At 66.0% G+C, this 14025-nt stretch carries 14 protein-coding genes; 11 read left to right on the top strand and 3 right to left on the bottom strand.

Annotated features, from left to right (window positions below; translation table 11 throughout):
- Positions 1 to 3: 3 nt before the first annotated feature.
- Genes GO608_RS04920 through GO608_RS04880 form a run of 9 tightly spaced genes read left to right on the top strand, consistent with a single transcriptional unit; the run spans position 4 to position 8399 of the window.
- Complete coding sequence (locus GO608_RS04920; RefSeq protein WP_169197220.1) at positions 4 to 282, top strand: pilus assembly protein; 279 nt, start codon at positions 4 to 6, stop codon at positions 280 to 282.
- Positions 283 to 306: 24 nt separating this feature from the next.
- Complete coding sequence (locus tag GO608_RS04915; protein WP_169197221.1) at positions 307 to 1569, top strand: pilus assembly protein TadG-related protein; 1263 nt, start codon at positions 307 to 309, stop codon at positions 1567 to 1569.
- Between the two features lie 9 nt (positions 1570 to 1578).
- On the top strand, positions 1579 to 2025 hold the full coding sequence (locus tag GO608_RS04910) for a TadE/TadG family type IV pilus assembly protein (RefSeq protein WP_169197222.1): 447 nt from the start codon (positions 1579 to 1581) through the stop codon (positions 2023 to 2025).
- Complete coding sequence (locus GO608_RS04905) at positions 2025 to 2477, top strand: TadE/TadG family type IV pilus assembly protein (RefSeq protein ID WP_169197223.1); 453 nt, start codon at positions 2025 to 2027, stop codon at positions 2475 to 2477. Before GO608_RS04910 ends, GO608_RS04905 begins: the two co-directional genes overlap by 1 nt.
- Before the next feature lie 31 nt (positions 2478 to 2508).
- A complete protein-coding gene (locus GO608_RS04900) occupies positions 2509 to 3663 on the top strand; it encodes a CpaE/TadZ family protein (RefSeq protein WP_169197224.1) in 1155 nt (384 codons plus the stop codon).
- Between the two features lie 36 nt (positions 3664 to 3699).
- Positions 3700 to 5052 (top strand): TadA family conjugal transfer-associated ATPase, encoded by a 1353-nt coding sequence (locus GO608_RS04895; protein WP_169197225.1) that lies wholly within the window; start codon positions 3700 to 3702, stop codon positions 5050 to 5052.
- Positions 5053 to 5059: 7 nt separating this feature from the next.
- Positions 5060 to 6034 carry a type II secretion system F family protein gene (locus GO608_RS04890; protein WP_169197226.1) on the top strand — a complete coding sequence of 325 codons (975 nt, stop codon included), beginning with the start codon at positions 5060 to 5062 and terminating at the stop codon, positions 6032 to 6034.
- 24 nt (positions 6035 to 6058) lie between these two features.
- The gene (locus GO608_RS04885; RefSeq protein ID WP_169197227.1) at positions 6059 to 7006 is read left to right on the top strand and encodes a type II secretion system F family protein; all 948 of its coding nucleotides are present in this window, start codon (positions 6059 to 6061) and stop codon (positions 7004 to 7006) included.
- A 16-nt stretch (positions 7007 to 7022) separates the two neighbouring features.
- Positions 7023 to 8399: a LytR C-terminal domain-containing protein gene (locus GO608_RS04880; protein ID WP_169197228.1), complete on the top strand. Its 1377-nt coding sequence runs from the start codon at positions 7023 to 7025 to the stop codon at positions 8397 to 8399.
- Between the two features lie 96 nt (positions 8400 to 8495).
- Here the strand turns inward: GO608_RS04880 and GO608_RS04875 are convergent, their stop codons facing one another.
- Together GO608_RS04875 and GO608_RS04870 are read right to left on the bottom strand one after the other, a co-directional pair.
- The gene (locus GO608_RS04875; protein WP_169197229.1) at positions 8496 to 10175 is read right to left on the bottom strand and encodes a cation acetate symporter; all 1680 of its coding nucleotides are present in this window, start codon (positions 10173 to 10175) and stop codon (positions 8496 to 8498) included.
- A complete protein-coding gene (locus GO608_RS04870) occupies positions 10172 to 10492 on the bottom strand; it encodes a DUF485 domain-containing protein (protein WP_343316760.1) in 321 nt (106 codons plus the stop codon). The genes GO608_RS04875 and GO608_RS04870 overlap by 4 nt, the downstream gene beginning before the upstream one ends.
- Before the next feature lie 229 nt (positions 10493 to 10721).
- Here GO608_RS04870 and GO608_RS04865 point away from each other — a divergent pair, with 229 nt between their 5' ends.
- On the top strand, positions 10722 to 11504 hold the full coding sequence (locus GO608_RS04865) for an enoyl-CoA hydratase/isomerase family protein (protein WP_169197230.1): 783 nt from the start codon (positions 10722 to 10724) through the stop codon (positions 11502 to 11504).
- 47 nt (positions 11505 to 11551) lie between these two features.
- Here the strand turns inward: GO608_RS04865 and GO608_RS04860 are convergent, their stop codons facing one another.
- Entirely contained in the window at positions 11552 to 13021 is a 1470-nt protein-coding gene (locus tag GO608_RS04860; RefSeq protein ID WP_169197231.1) for a cobyric acid synthase, read from the bottom strand.
- A 108-nt stretch (positions 13022 to 13129) separates the two neighbouring features.
- Here GO608_RS04860 and GO608_RS04855 point away from each other — a divergent pair, with 108 nt between their 5' ends.
- Complete coding sequence (locus GO608_RS04855) at positions 13130 to 14023, top strand: cobalamin-binding protein (protein WP_169197232.1); 894 nt, start codon at positions 13130 to 13132, stop codon at positions 14021 to 14023.
- Positions 14024 to 14025 lie beyond the last annotated feature (2 nt).

The following is a 14025-nucleotide window of genomic DNA, read 5'->3' as shown; positions in this document are numbered from 1 at the left end:
ACCATGAATGCATTCGCAAGACTGACTGCCGCGCTCGCAGCGCTCGCCCTTACGGGCTGCGTCGCCACCTCACCGAACTGGGATTCGCGCTTCGGTGAAGCTGCACGCACGACCGCAGCGCAGCAAATTATTTTCCCCGAGGCGTCGAAAAACACCGATCCCGTCGCTGGTATCGATGGCAAGGCGGCGCAAGGTGCGATGGGTGAGTATGCAAAGAGCTACACGACCCCCGAACCGCAGGCGAGCATTATGACGATCGGCATCGGTGCTTCGGGGCAGTGACAAATAAGGGACGGGAGCGGCGCTATGCGGAATCGTCACGCGGGTCGTGAATCACAGCGCGGTGTGGTCGCGATCATCACGGCCCTTTCACTTGTGGCGCTCGTCGGCTTCGCGGGCCTCGCGCTCGACCTCAGCCACCTCTACGTGAATAAGACAGAGCTGCAGAACGCAGCCGATGCCTGCGCGCTGGCCGCCTCGCGCGAACTCACCTGCGATCCTTCTGCGGGGCTCTGCTCCGCAAGCTATCTGGATAATGCGGTCGCCGCCGGAATTGCGGTTGCAGCGCGAAATTCACACGACTTCCAGGACACTGCAATTTCGATTGCTCCCGGGGACGTCCGGTTCTACACCGCGCTCGCCCCCAACGCGGCATATCAGCCGAGCGGAAGCGCCGACGTGAGCTCCCGGTTCGTCATGTGCATCGCCCGTGCGGAGGACATTCCTCCCTGGTTCATGCAAGTCCTCGGACAAGGTCCCAAGGATGTTTCGGCATATGCGGTTGCCACTTTGCGCAATGCTCAAACAAGTTGTGCGATTCCGATCGGTCTGTGCAAACCGCCCGCGGCACCCGTCAGTTCTCCGCTCGACGGTCTTCAAGTCGGCCAATGGGTGACGAGCAAGCTGACCGAATCAGCAACAGGGAGTTTCGACTGGATCGACTTCAGTCCGAACGACGGCGGAGGCGCGAGTGAACTCGCCGAAATCCTGAAAGGCTCGGGGCAATGCGCCCTTCCGCCTGCAGGCACGGGAACCCAGGTCGGGCAGCAGGGCAATATCGCGTCGCTCGGCAAAGCGTGGAACACACGTTTCGGTCTTTACAAAGGCAGCGATTCGTTCAGTTCCGCGCCACCCGACTGGACCGGAATGAGCTACACCGCCGCGTCGTGGCCCGCGAAGTTCAATGCCTATGCGGGCGCTGGCGACATTTCGAACTATCGCACGGCGCGGTCGCAATACAGCCCCTATCAAGGGCCTGCGTTAAATGGCTATAACCCGATCGATCAATCCGGTCACAAGAATTTCGGTGCAGATCGCCGGACCGTAGTGGTGCCGGTCGTGGATTGCGAGAGCTGGAAAACTTCGAATCCACAGACCGTTCCGATTCTCGGCTATGCCTGTGTACTGATGCTCCATCCCCTGAGCAATGACAACGGCCCTGCTTCAGGGGAAGAGGTCTGGCTGGAATACCGCGGCAGCGCGACAGATCCGTCGAGCCCGTGCGCGACGTCCGGCTCAGTGGGAGGCCCGGGCAGTATCGGCCCGCTTGTACCCTCACTTGTCCAATAGGACACGACGATGAGAATGCGACATAGGCAGCGCGGCGCGGTAGCGGTCGAACTTGCTCTGGTAATGATTCCGCTCTTATTGATCGCGTTCGGCATCACGGAATTCGGTCGAGCAATGTACCAGTACAACACGCTCGCCAAATCGGCTCGCGATGCCGCCCGCTATTTGACGCAAAAGGGCCCCGGGGAGGGATCCGGCACAGCCAAATGCCTCGCTGTATATGGCAATCGCACATGCAGCGGAAGTCCTCTCGCTCCCGGCCTGACAACTGACCATATCCGGGTCCACGACCAGATCAGCAGTCCGACGACCCATCAGAACCAGGCGACGGGAAGTGGTGTGATCAACCTGGTAAGCGTGACGGTCGCCGGATATCAGTTCGTCTCACTGGTGCCTTTCGTCGCGCCCAACATGACCTTCGGCGACATCAGCGTAACCATGAGACAGGTGCTGTGATGAGGCGGGGCTTCTCCGAAGAAACTGGAAAACGCACACAGCGGGGCGTAGCCGCCATCGAGTTTGCGCTTGTCGCAGCACTTTTCTTCACCCTGCTGATCGGCGTAATGGAAATGGGCCGCGTCTTCTTTTACTGGAACACGGCGACGGAGGCGACACGCCTCGGTGCACGTATCGCCGTTGTCTGTGATGTTGCCGACTCAGCAATCAAGGCCAAAATGACAAGTCTGTTTCCGACGGTTCCGAGCGACAAGATCACGATCTTGTACACGCCCACGGGCTGCGGCCCCGAGACCTGCGACGAGATAACGGTCCGGATCGAACCCGTACCAATCGCCACTTACATTCCGCTCGTTCCACTCAGCCTGAGCCTGCCGGCATTCGCGACCACCCTCCCGCGCGAAAGCCTCGCAAGCTCGATCGATGACGTCGCCAACCCGGTGTGTCTCTGACGAATGAACGGATGCCACAGAGGAAGCCCTCATGAAAATCCGAATCCTTTCCGACAACCACGACAGCGCCGAGCGTCTGCGGGCGACGCTCGCGCAGGCGGGCAAGTTGATGGACGTCGCTGTCGGTCACGCGACGTCGAGCGAACCGCTCGGCGCAGTCAATGGCACGGTGCCGGACGTCGTCGTACTCGACGCATTCCGCCCGGCGAACCTCGATGCGCTCGAGCAATTGACGCTGCGCTACCCGCAGATCGAGCCGATCGTCATCACGGCCGACACGTCGTCGGACTTCCTGCTGCAGGCGTTCCGTGCCGGGGTGCGCGAAGTGCTGCCGAGTTCGCCGTCGCCCGAGGCATTGCACGCTGCCTTGGCGCGCATCCTGCGCAAGCGGGGCGGCAGCGCGACCAACGGCAAGATCCTCGCCCTGACCTCCTGCAAGGGCGGCAGCGGCGCGACGTTCCTCGCGACGAATCTCGCCTGGGTCCTCGCGGCGGTGCACGGCAAGCGCGTCGCGCTGATCGACCTGAACCTGCAGTTCGGCGACGCGGCGATGTACGTCACCGACCTGAAGCCGGCGAGCAATCTGGCACTGGTGTGCCAGCAGATCCACCGGCTCGATGCCGCCTTCCTGCAATCGGCGATGCTCGAGGTTGCGCCCGGCTTTCACCTGCTCGCGGCGCCTGACGACCCGGCCCACTCGACCGACGTCCGTCCCGAGCACGTCGAGGCGATCCTCAAGGTCGCGCGCACGAACTACGACTTCGTCATCGTCGATGTCGGGCGCTCGCTCGACGCGGTGAGCCTGAAGCCGTTCGACATGGCCGACATGATCTTTCCGGTGGTCCAGCTGACGTTGCCGTTCATCCGCGAAGCGAAGCGGCTCGTCGAGGTGTTCGTGTCGCTCGGCTACCCGATGTCGAAAGTCGGTCTGGTCGTCAATCGCCAGCACAAGAACAGCGAGATCAGCCTGCAGGACGTCGAGCGCACGGTGAAGGCGAAGCTGTTCAAGACGGTGCCGAACAGCTACGACACGGTCGCGGCGTCGGTGAACCAGGGCGAGCCGATCGCGCGGCTGGCGAAGAACAGCCCGGTGACGAAAGCGCTGCGCGAAATCGCCGACTCGCTCGTCGACGACCCGGAAAAAGCGAGCAAGGGCTGGCTGTCGCGCCTGTTCGCGACGCATTGAGCGCGGCACGCGGATGACTATTGAAAGGAACGTGAAATGAGCTTGCGACAGCGCCTCGAATCAGTCCCGACCGACACCGTGATGCGTCCGGCGGCGGCGCCCGACCCCCACGCGAACAAGGCGTATCAGACGCTGAAGATGCGCATCCACCAGCTGCTGCTGTCGCGCATCGACCTCGAGGCGATGGAGAACCTCGCTCCCGAGCAGTTGCGGGACGAATTGCGGCTGATGGTCGAGCGCCTGCTCGCCGAAGAAAACGTCGTCATCAACACGAACGAGCGGCGCGACCTCGTGCGCGACATCCAGTACGAGATGCTCGGGCTCGGGCCGATCGAGCCGCTGCTCGCGGACCCGACGGTGTCGGACATCCTGATCAACGGCTCGCAGCAGATCTACGTCGAGCGGCACGGCAAGATCGAGCTGACCCCCGTCACGTTCAGCGACGACGCGCACCTGATGAAGATCATCGACAAGATCGTGTCGCGCGTCGGGCGGCGCGTCGACGAGTCGAGCCCGATGGTCGACGCGCGCCTGCCGGACGGCTCGCGCGTGAACGCGATCATCCCGCCGCTCGCGCTCGACGGGCCGGTGGTGTCGATCCGCCGCTTCGCCGCGGTGCCGCTGACGATGGAGAAGCTGATCGGCTTCAAGGCGCTGACGCCGGAGATGGGCGAGCTCCTCGCGGGCCTCGCGCGCGCAAAAGTGAACATCCTGATCTCGGGCGGCACCGGCAGCGGCAAGACGACGCTGCTGAACATCCTGACCGCGAACATCCCTGCCGACGAGCGCATCGTCACGATCGAGGACGCGGCGGAGCTGCAGCTGCAGCAGCCGCACGTCGTGCGGCTCGAGACGCGGCCGCCGAACATCGAGGGCAAAGGCGAAGTCTCGCAGCGCGCGCTGGTGAGGAACGCGCTGCGCATGCGCCCGGACCGGATCATCCTCGGCGAGACGCGTGGCGCCGAAGCCTTCGACGTGCTGCAGGCGATGAACACCGGCCACGAAGGCTCGATGACGACGGTGCACGCGAACACGCCGCGTGATGCGCTCGGCCGCATGGAGAACATGATCGGCATGTCCGACGCGAACCTGCCACCGAAAGTCGCGCGCGCGCAGATCGCCAGCGCGATCGGCCTGATCGTGCAGGCGAGCCGGCTGACCGACGGCAAGCGCAAAGTCATCAGCATCCAGGAGATCACCGGCATGGAAGGCGAGATGATCACGATGCAGGAGATCTTCGCGTTCCGTCAGACGGGCATTTCGGAGACCGGCGAAGTGCAGGGCTACTTCACCGCGACCGGCGTGCGCCCGCATTTCGCCGAACGCCTGCGCTCGTTCGGCATCCGCCTGCCCGAGGACATGTTCAACCCCGGGCGGCGCTTCGAGTGAGAACACGATGGACATCCTGACGCTGCTCTTCGCCCTCGCGACCTTCATCACGGTCGTGCTGTTCCTCGAAGGCGCCTACCTGTGGTGGGCGTCGAGCCACAGCGCCGACGCGAAGCGGCTCAACCGCCGCCTCGACGAAGTCGCGAGCGGCGTGCGCAGCGCCCGGCCGGCGTCGCTGTACAAGGAGCAGAACGCCGCGGGCTCGGCCGCCGGCGACCGCCTCCTCGCGGCCGTGCCGCAACTTCACGGCATCAACCGGCTCATCGTGCAGTCGCGCCTGCAACTGACGCTGGCGCAGTTCGCCGGCTGGACGGTCGCGCTCGCGGCGCTCGGCTTCACGTTGCCGCTGCTGCTGAACCGGCCGCTGTTCCTCGGCGCCGGCTTCGCCGCGGTGCTCGGGGCGCTGCCGACGCTGTACGTGATGCGCGCGCGCAACCAGCACATGCAGCGCTTCGAGCTGCAGCTGCCCGAAGCGCTCGACCTGATGGGCCGCGCATTGCGCGCCGGACACGCGTTTCCGACCGCGATCAAGATGGTCGCCGAGGAGATGAAGGACCCGATCGGCGGCGAGTTCCGCATCCTGTTCGACGAGATGAACTACGGCGTGCCGCAGCAGACGGCGATGCTGAACCTCGCTTCGCGCACCGACAGCACCGACCTCAGCTACTTCGTCATTGCGGTGCTGATCCAGCGCGATTCGGGCGGCAATCTCGCGGAGCTGCTCGACAACATCAGCAAGATCGTGCGCGCGCGGCTGAAGCTGTACGGCGAGATCCGCACGCTGTCGGCCGAAGGGAAGCTGTCGGCGTGGATCCTCGGCTGCCTGCCGTTCGCGACCGCGGCGCTGATCAACATCGTCAACCCCGGCTTCATGAAAGTGCTGTGGGAAGACCCGGCAGGGATCAACTTCATCTACGGCGCCATGGGGATGATGGTGCTGGGCGTGGTGTGGATGCGCAAGATCATCCGCATCCGCGTGTAGCGGCGGAAGACGGGAGAACGGGACATGGACTACACGCAGATCGGATTTCTCGGGCTGCTCTTCGTCGCGGTGACGGCGGGCGCGTTCTTTGTCATGAGCCTGTTCTCGCGCTCGGCGACCGCGGACCGGCTGCAGGCACTCGGGGGCGGCAAGTCGACCGTCGGACCGGGGGCCGACGCCTGGATCGAACGCACCGTCAAGCTGACGAAACCCTTCGCGAAGCTATCGACGCCGGAGGACAGCGAGGACATGTCGGCGCTGCGCGCGCGCTTCATGCACGCCGGCATCCGCCACGCCGCCGCGCCGCTCGCGTTCTTCGGCGTCAAGACCGTCCTCGCGCTCGGGCTGCCGCTGCTCGCGTATTCCACAGTGCTGGTGTCGACGCCGTCGCTGCAGTTCCAGGGCACGCTGTTGGTCGTGCTGCTCGCGGCGGCGTTCGGCTATTACGTGCCGAACATCGTCCTGAACCGGCTGATCTTCGTGCGCCAACGCGAGATTTTCGAGACTTTCCCGGATGCGCTCGACCTGATGACGGTGTGTGTCGAAGCCGGTCTCGGCGTCGAGGCGGCGCTGGTGCGCGTCGCCGACGAGATGCAGCACAAGAGCGAAGCGCTCGCCGAAGAGCTGCATCTCGTGACGCTGGAACTGCGTGCGGGCCTCGAACGGGCGCGAGCGCTGCGCAATCTCGCCGCCCGGACCGGCGTCGAGGAAGTCGAAGGTTTCGTCGCGATGGTGATCCAGGCGGAGCGCTTCGGCACGAGCATCGCGACATCGCTGCGCATCCACTCCGACATGTTGCGCACGCGGCGCCGCCAGCGCGCCGAGGAAGCCGCAGCGAAGATCGCGCTGAAGCTGCTGTTCCCGCTGATCTTCTTCATCTTTCCGTCGCTGATGCTCGTGCTGCTCGGGCCGGCGATGATCCAGGTGTACCGCATCCTGCTGCCGACGATGGCGGGAACCAGCGGCGGCTGACGCGAGGAGAAGCACGATGAAAAAGCGCGTACTCGCGTTGAACCCGGTGCTCGCCGCGCTTTTGGTCAGCGCGTGCAGCACGAACCCGGTGATGCCGGAAAACGCCTGGAAAATTGCGCCGGTGCAAAGCGTGCACCATGGCGCCACGAACGACGCGGCCGGCTATTTCGCGCTCGGGCGTTACAAGGAGAGGCGGGGCGCCAATGAAGAAGCGATCGCCGCGTACCGCGAAGCCCTGGATGCCGACCCTGAACACGCTGCGGCGTGGAACGCGCTCGGCTCGCTGCAGGCCGCGCTCGGCCGGTTCGAGGACGGTTTGCGGGCACTCGAACGGGCGGTGAGTCTCGCCCCCGCGGCGAGCCACCTGTACAACAATCTCGGCTACGCGCTGCTGCTCGCAGGACGGCACGACGCCGCAGCGACGTCGCTGCGCCGGGCCGTCGAACTCGACGGCAACAACCGTCGCGCATGGACCAACCTGGCAACGGTTTACCGACGCCTCGGCATGCAGGACAAAGCGGAGTTCGCCAACGCGCGGGCAAGCGGGGCCTCGCCTGCTGCACCCGCCCCAATCCTGAATGTCGCGCAGTCCGTGCCTCCGGCTGAAGCCGGACCCGCGCAGCCGTTCCCGGCGCTGTCAGCAGCCCCGCTCCCCTCAACTGCCGCGGGGCCATCGGTCACGGTCGGCACCATTGCCGCCGATCTGCCGGGCACAGCGACGCCGATCCCTGCGTTGGCGCAAGCCGCTGCGCCAGCACCCGCGCCGGCCGCAGCGATTGCCGGACCTGCGGTCAGGACGACGCCGCGCGCAAGGCTCGTGAAAGTCGCCGAAAACGTCTTCGAACTGCTCAATGGGCCGCCAAGGCGTGAAACGGCGGTCGTCGAGGCAGCCGCGATCATCACCGCCGCCGCGCGCCCTTCTGCGCTCCCCCGGGCGACTGAGCCGCTCGCCGCTCGCGCTGCCACCCCGAACCTCACCGATGACCTGCGCCCGGCTGCTGCGCCTCGTCCGTCAGCGTCCCGGCCGGCGCGCCACGAGATTTCGAACGGTCACGGCGGCGAAGGCCTCGCTCGGCGGCTTGCCGGATTGCTCGAACAGCAGGGGGCCGCGCGCCCGCGCCTGACGAACAGCCGCCCGTTCGACCAGGCCGCGTCCTTCGTCGAATACCGCGACGGCTACCGCGAAGCGGCCACTGCGTTCGCCGCCCGCCTGCCGTTCCGGCCGGCAGTCCGGGCCACCGCGTCGAACGATCTCGCCGTCGACGTGCGGCTGATGCTGGGCCACGACCTGACCAAAAGCGACGCCTGCGCCGTATTGGGGCTGTGCCCCCAGCTGGCCCGTTCCGCCGGACAAGTTGCAGCGGTACAGACCGCTGCCGCTTTCGGCGAGTGACGCAGGCGGGGCGAAAAGACAAAACCCCCGCCGGGCAATGCCTGACGGGGGTCGTGCCGCCGCGCCGAAGCGCGGCGGTATCTCCGGTACCCGGACTCAGTGGCTGGACGCGGTCGCCGCTCCGACACCGGTCTGCGCACGCACGTACTGATCGTCGAAAGCTTCGATCTCGCGCTTGGCGCGCGCGCTCATGTCGAGCTTCGACACGATGATCGTCAGCAGGAACGCGATCGGCATCGAGAACAGCGCCGGCTGTGTGTAGGGGAAGATCGCCGAGGCATTGCCGAGCACGTCCACCCACACCGACTTCGACAGCACGACGAACATCACCGCGCTGACGAGGCCGGAGTAGCCGCCCCACAACGCGCCGCGGGTCGTCAGGCCCTTCCAGTACATCGACAGGATCAGCACCGGGAAGTTGGCCGATGCCGCGACGCCGAACGCGAGCGCGACCATGAACGCGATGTTCATCTTCTCGAACGCGATGCCGAGCAGCACTGCGACGACGCCGAGGCCGATCGTCGCGAACTTCGACACTCTCAGCTCGGTGGTTTCGGACGCCTTGCCTTTCATGATCACGCGCGAGTAGATGTCGTGCGAAATCGCCGAGGCGCCGGCGAGCGCGAGGCCGGCAACGACCGCGAGGATCGTCGCGAACGCGACTGCCGACAGGAAGCCGAGCAGCAGGTTGCCGCCGACGGCGCTCGCGAGGTGCATCGCGATCATGTTGCCGCCACCGATGACCTTGCCGCCGAGCTCGCCGCCTTCGAAGAACGCCGGGTTCGTGCCGACGATCAGGATCGCGCACAGGCCCATGATCGCGATGACGTTGAAGAAGTACGCGACGATGCCCGAAGCGTAGAGCACCGACTTGCGCGCTTCCTTCGCGTCGGTGACGGTGAAGAAGCGCATCAGGATGTGCGGCAGGCCGGCCGTTCCGAACATCAGCCCGAGGCCGAGCGAGATCGCAGTCACCGGATCGGCGAGCAGGCTCCCCGGGGCGAGCAGCTTGTCGCCGAGCTTGTGCATTTCCATCGCGCGCGTCGTCAGCTCGTCGAAGCTGAAACCGAACTGGCTGAACGCGAGCAGCATCACCGTCGTGCCGCCGATCAGCAGCATGCAGGCCTTGATGATCTGCACCCAGGTCGTCGCGACCATGCCGCCGAACGTCACGTACACCATCATCAGCGCGCCGACGACGAACAGCGCATAGACGTAGTCGAGGCCGAACAGCAGCTTGATCAGCTGACCGGCGCCGACCATCTGCGCGACGAGATAGAAGCACACCACCGTCAGCGAACTGACCGCCGCCATCGTGCGCACCTTGCCCTGGTCGAGGCGGTACGCGGTAATGTCGGCGAACGTGAACTTGCCGAGGTTGCGCAGGCGTTCGGCCATCAGGAACAGGATGATCGGCCAGCCGACGAAGAACGCGATCATGTAGATGTACGCGTCGACGCCCTGCGTGTACATCATCGCGGTCAGGCCGAGCAGCGTCGCCGCCGACATGTAGTCGCCGGCGATCGCCAGCCCGTTCTGCCAGCCGGTGATGCCGCCGCCGGCGGTGTAGAAATCGGCCGTCGACTTGGTGCGGCTCGCCGCCCAGTAGGTGATGCCGAGCGTCATCAACACGAAGACGAAGAACATGCCGATCGCGGTGAGATTGACGCCCTGCTTCTCGGTGGCCTCGATCGCGTCACCGGCGAACGCCGAAGCAGCGAACCCCAGCGGCAGCAGGCCGCCGGCGAGACGCGACAGGAAGGATGATTTCCTCATTTTTCGTCCTTCCATGCGGCACGCACGATTTCATTGTTGATGTCGTCGAACTCGCCGTTCGCGCGGCGCACGTAGATGAAGGTCAGCACCCAGAAGAAGATGAACTGGAACAGGCCGGCAGCGACGCCGAAGGTCAGGTTGCTGGTACCGGACAGGCGCGAGCCGATCAGATCGGGCGCGAACGCCACGAGCAGCACGAAGCCGTAGAAGATCGTCAGCACGATCGCCGACAGGATCGTCGCAAAGCGGGTGCGCTTCGAAACGAGTTCCGTAAAACGCGGATTGCGCCTGATATGCGCATACATGGAACTGGACACTTTCACCTCTCCCAAAGTAAGAAAGCAACGAAAACCCGACTGCCTCCACCTTCACCTTCATTTTTCCACCCGACCGTCTGACGCAGTCGTGACTGGAGCGGATGATATATCATCTAAATCACTCCATACCGTGGGGTATGGAAGTTTTTTTGTAACGCATAAGAGAATTTTTGATTGCAAAAAATACAAGCGAAAACAGCATGTTGAATATTCCATACGGCAACGCGCAATGAAAGGCCGGATCGTTTTTTCGTCCGGCGACGGGGTCGCGACCCTCGTGTTGTCGAACCCCGGCAAGCTCAACGCGATCGACTCGGCGATGTGGATCGCGCTGCACGAATCGTTCGAACGGATCGCGGCCGACGACGGGCTGCGCTGCGTGATCCTGCGCGGCGACGGCGACAAGGCTTTCGCCGCGGGCGGCGACATCGAGGAATTCCTCACCGTGCGCGCGACGGTCGAGGACGCGCTGCACTACCACGACGGGCTCGTCGCGGCCGCGCTCGACGCGATCCGTGCGTGCCCGGTTCCAACCGTTGCGGCGATCCAGGGCGCGTGCGTCGGCGGCGGCCTCGAGATCGCCGGCTGCTGCGACTTGCGCATCGCCGGCGAATCGGCGCGCTTCGGCGCTCCGATCAACCGCCTCGGCTTCTCGATGTATCCGGGCGAGATGGCCGGGCTGCTCGAGCTCGTCGGCCCGGCGGTGCTGCTCGAGATCCTGCTCGAAGGCCGGATCCTGACGGCGCGTGAAGCGCTGCAGAAAGGCCTGCTGACGCGGATCGTCGACGACGAGAAAGTGATCGACGAAGCGCAGGCGAGCGCGGCCCGCATCGCCGCCGGCGCTCCGCTCGTCGCGCGCTGGCACAAGCAGTGGGTGCACCGGCTGATGCGGGACGAGCCGCTCGGCGCAGACGAGAAGCGCGCCGCCTTCGCGTTCCTCGACACTGCGGACTACCGCGAAGGGCTCGAAGCGTTCTTCGCCAAGCGCCCGCCGCGCTTCACCGGCCGCTGACGCCTTTCAGGCGCGCCCGGGCAATGGCGTCCGGAACGTCGCCGGCGTCACCTGCGGACCCACTCGGCGGGAAACAGCCGGCCGAGGTCGAGATGGCGCTCGATCGCGTCGGCAAGCCGGTCGAGGTCGGCTTCGCGCCGTGCGGCGAGATCGACGGTTTCGACTTCGCCCGCCCCCGCCCACGCGAGCAGCGCCGACAGCGCGGCGGGAGTGTCGAAGAGCCCATGGAGATACGTACCGAGGATCTGGCCGTCCGCCGACAGTGCGCCGTCGCCGCGTCCGTCGGCGAACTGCAGCGCCGGCCGGTCGAGCGCTGCCCCTCCGCTCACGCCCATGTGGATCTCGTAGCCTGCCGCAGCGGGCGAGCCGGGGAGGTTCAGCGTGCCGCACACGTTCTCGAGGCGCTTTTCGGCTGCAAGCGTCGTTTCCATGTCCAGCAGGCCGAGCCCGGCGGTGCTGCCGGCGCCGCCTTCGACGCCGAGCGGATCGTGCAGCCATCGACCGAGCATCTGGAAGCCGCCGCAGATGCCGGCGAGCTTGCCGCCGTAGCGCAGGTGCCGCAGGATCGCCGCGTCCCAGCCCTGCGCGCGCAGCCACGCGAGGTCCGCCTGCACGCTCTTCGAACCGGGCAGGACGATCAGGTCCGCCGCGGGCATCGCCTGGCCGGGGCCGACCCAGCGGAAATCGACCTGCGGGTGCAGGCGCAGCGCGTCGAAGTCGGTGTGGTTCGAGATGCGCGGATAGACCGGCGCGACCACGGTGAGGCGCGCTTCGCCCTTGTCCGCGCGGGCATCGGCGAGGCCGTCCTCGGCGTCGAGGAACAGCCCGTGCAGGTACGGCAGCACGCCGAGCACCGGCCGCCCGGTGCGCGCTTCGAGCCAGTCGAGCCCGGGCTGCAGCAGCCCGAGGTCGCCGCGAAAGCGGTTGATGACAAAACCCTTGACGCGCGCCTGCTCGGACGGCGACAGCAGTTCCAGCGTGCCGACCAGATGCGCGAATACTCCGCCGCGGTCGATGTCGGCGACGAGGATCACCGGCACGTCCGCGGCTTCCGCGAACCCCATGTTCGCGATGTCGCGGTCGCGCAGGTTGATTTCCGCGGGACTGCCTGCCCCTTCGACGAGCACGCACTCGTAGGCGGTGACGAGGCGATCCCACGACGCCATCACCGCCGCCATCGCCGTCGGCTTGTACGCATGGTAGTCGCGCGCCGACAGGCTCAGCGCGACGCGGCCGTGGATGACGACCTGCGCGCCGACGTCGGTAGAAGGCTTCAGCAGCACCGGATTGAAATCGCTATGCGGCTCAAGCCCTGCGGCCAGCGCCTGCAGCGCCTGAGCGCGGCCGATCTCGCCGCCGTCGACGGTCACGGCGGAATTCAACGCCATGTTTTGCGGCTTGAACGGCGCGATGCGCACGCCGCGGCGGAACAGCACCCGGGCGAGGCCGGCGACGAGCGTGCTTTTCCCGGCGTCCGACGTCGTCCCCTGAACCATCAGCGCAACGGCATGTGGCATCGCGTAAAATCCCGCTTCGTTGAAAGCGGCCGATTATCGCCGATTAGATAAGCTCCGCCGACGATTTCCAGGCCGATCGAGCCTGGCGCCGGCTTCACGGTACTTCCGATGACCCCGCTTCGCATCCCCGCAACACTCTGCCTTTGCCTCCTGCTCGCCGCTCCGCTGCGCGCCGAACTCGTCGTCGAGGACGACACCGGACGGCGCGTGCAGCTCGCGCAGCCGGCTCGGCGCATCGTCAGCCTCGCGCCGCACGTCACCGAGCTGTTGTTCGCGGCGGGCGCGGGGGGACGGATCGTCGGCGTCGTCGAGTACAGCGACTTCCCCGACGCGGCGAAGGCGCTGCCGCGCGTTGGCGGCTACAGCAACGTGGATATGGAGGCGGTCGCGGCGTTGCAGCCAGACCTCGTGATCGCGTGGCACAGCGGCAATCGCAACGCGCATCTCGCCAAGCTCGAGGCGCTCGGGATCCCGGTGTTCCTCAACGAACCGCGCAGTCTCGACGACGTCGCGCACAGCCTCGAGACGTTTGGCCGCCTCACCGGCAGCGACCAGGCCGGCCACGCCGCGGCCGAGGCGTTTCGCGCGCGCAGGACGGAGCTCGCTCGGCGTTACGGCCAGCGCCCAGCGGTGCCGCTGTTCTACCAGATCTGGGACGATCCGCTGATGACGATCAACGACGAACACCTGATTTCCGACGTCATACGTCTGTGCGGCGGCAGGAACGTGTTCGGCGCGCTGGCGCAGCTCGCGCCAGCGATCGGCGTCGAAAGCGTGCTCGCGGCCGATCCGGAAGTGATCGTCGCCAGCGGCATGGGCGAGGCGCGCCCGGAATGGCTCGATCGATGGAAACGCTGGCCGGGGCTGGCGGCGAGCCGCGCCGGGAACCTCTACTTCGTGCCGCCCGAACTCATCCAGCGCCACACGCCGCGGATTCTCGACGGCGCCGCGCAGCTGTGCGAATTTCTCGACGCCGCCCGCGCGAAACGCGACGAGCGCTGATC

The organism is Aromatoleum buckelii (genome assembly GCF_012910785.2).
GTDB classification, from domain to species: Bacteria; Pseudomonadota; Gammaproteobacteria; order Burkholderiales; family Rhodocyclaceae; genus Aromatoleum; species Aromatoleum buckelii.
Note: the sequence above shows the minus strand (reverse complement) of the source record. Positions and strands in the feature narration are given on the sequence as shown.

What these genes read in the sequence shown, in the direction of transcription:
- GO608_RS04890 (WP_169197226.1), top strand. Translation starts at nt 5,060, where the DNA reads ATGGACATCCTGACGCTGCTCTTCGCCCTCGCGACCTTCATCACGGTC.
- GO608_RS04865 (WP_169197230.1), top strand. Translation starts at nt 10,722, where the DNA reads ATGAAAGGCCGGATCGTTTTTTCGTCCGGCGACGGGGTCGCGACCCTC.
- GO608_RS04915 (WP_169197221.1), top strand. Translation starts at nt 307, where the DNA reads ATGCGGAATCGTCACGCGGGTCGTGAATCACAGCGCGGTGTGGTCGCG.
- GO608_RS04885 (WP_169197227.1), top strand. Translation starts at nt 6,059, where the DNA reads ATGGACTACACGCAGATCGGATTTCTCGGGCTGCTCTTCGTCGCGGTG.
- GO608_RS04880 (WP_169197228.1), top strand. Translation starts at nt 7,023, where the DNA reads ATGAAAAAGCGCGTACTCGCGTTGAACCCGGTGCTCGCCGCGCTTTTG.
- GO608_RS04875 (WP_169197229.1), bottom strand. Translation starts at nt 10,175, where the DNA reads ATGAGGAAATCATCCTTCCTGTCGCGTCTCGCCGGCGGCCTGCTGCCG.
- GO608_RS04905 (WP_169197223.1), top strand. Translation starts at nt 2,025, where the DNA reads ATGAGGCGGGGCTTCTCCGAAGAAACTGGAAAACGCACACAGCGGGGC.
- GO608_RS04855 (WP_169197232.1), top strand. Translation starts at nt 13,130, where the DNA reads ATGACCCCGCTTCGCATCCCCGCAACACTCTGCCTTTGCCTCCTGCTC.
- GO608_RS04895 (WP_169197225.1), top strand. Translation starts at nt 3,700, where the DNA reads ATGAGCTTGCGACAGCGCCTCGAATCAGTCCCGACCGACACCGTGATG.
- GO608_RS04900 (WP_169197224.1), top strand. Translation starts at nt 2,509, where the DNA reads ATGAAAATCCGAATCCTTTCCGACAACCACGACAGCGCCGAGCGTCTG.
- GO608_RS04860 (WP_169197231.1), bottom strand. Translation starts at nt 13,021, where the DNA reads ATGCCACATGCCGTTGCGCTGATGGTTCAGGGGACGACGTCGGACGCC.
- GO608_RS04920 (WP_169197220.1), top strand. Translation starts at nt 4, where the DNA reads ATGAATGCATTCGCAAGACTGACTGCCGCGCTCGCAGCGCTCGCCCTT.
- GO608_RS04910 (WP_169197222.1), top strand. Translation starts at nt 1,579, where the DNA reads ATGAGAATGCGACATAGGCAGCGCGGCGCGGTAGCGGTCGAACTTGCT.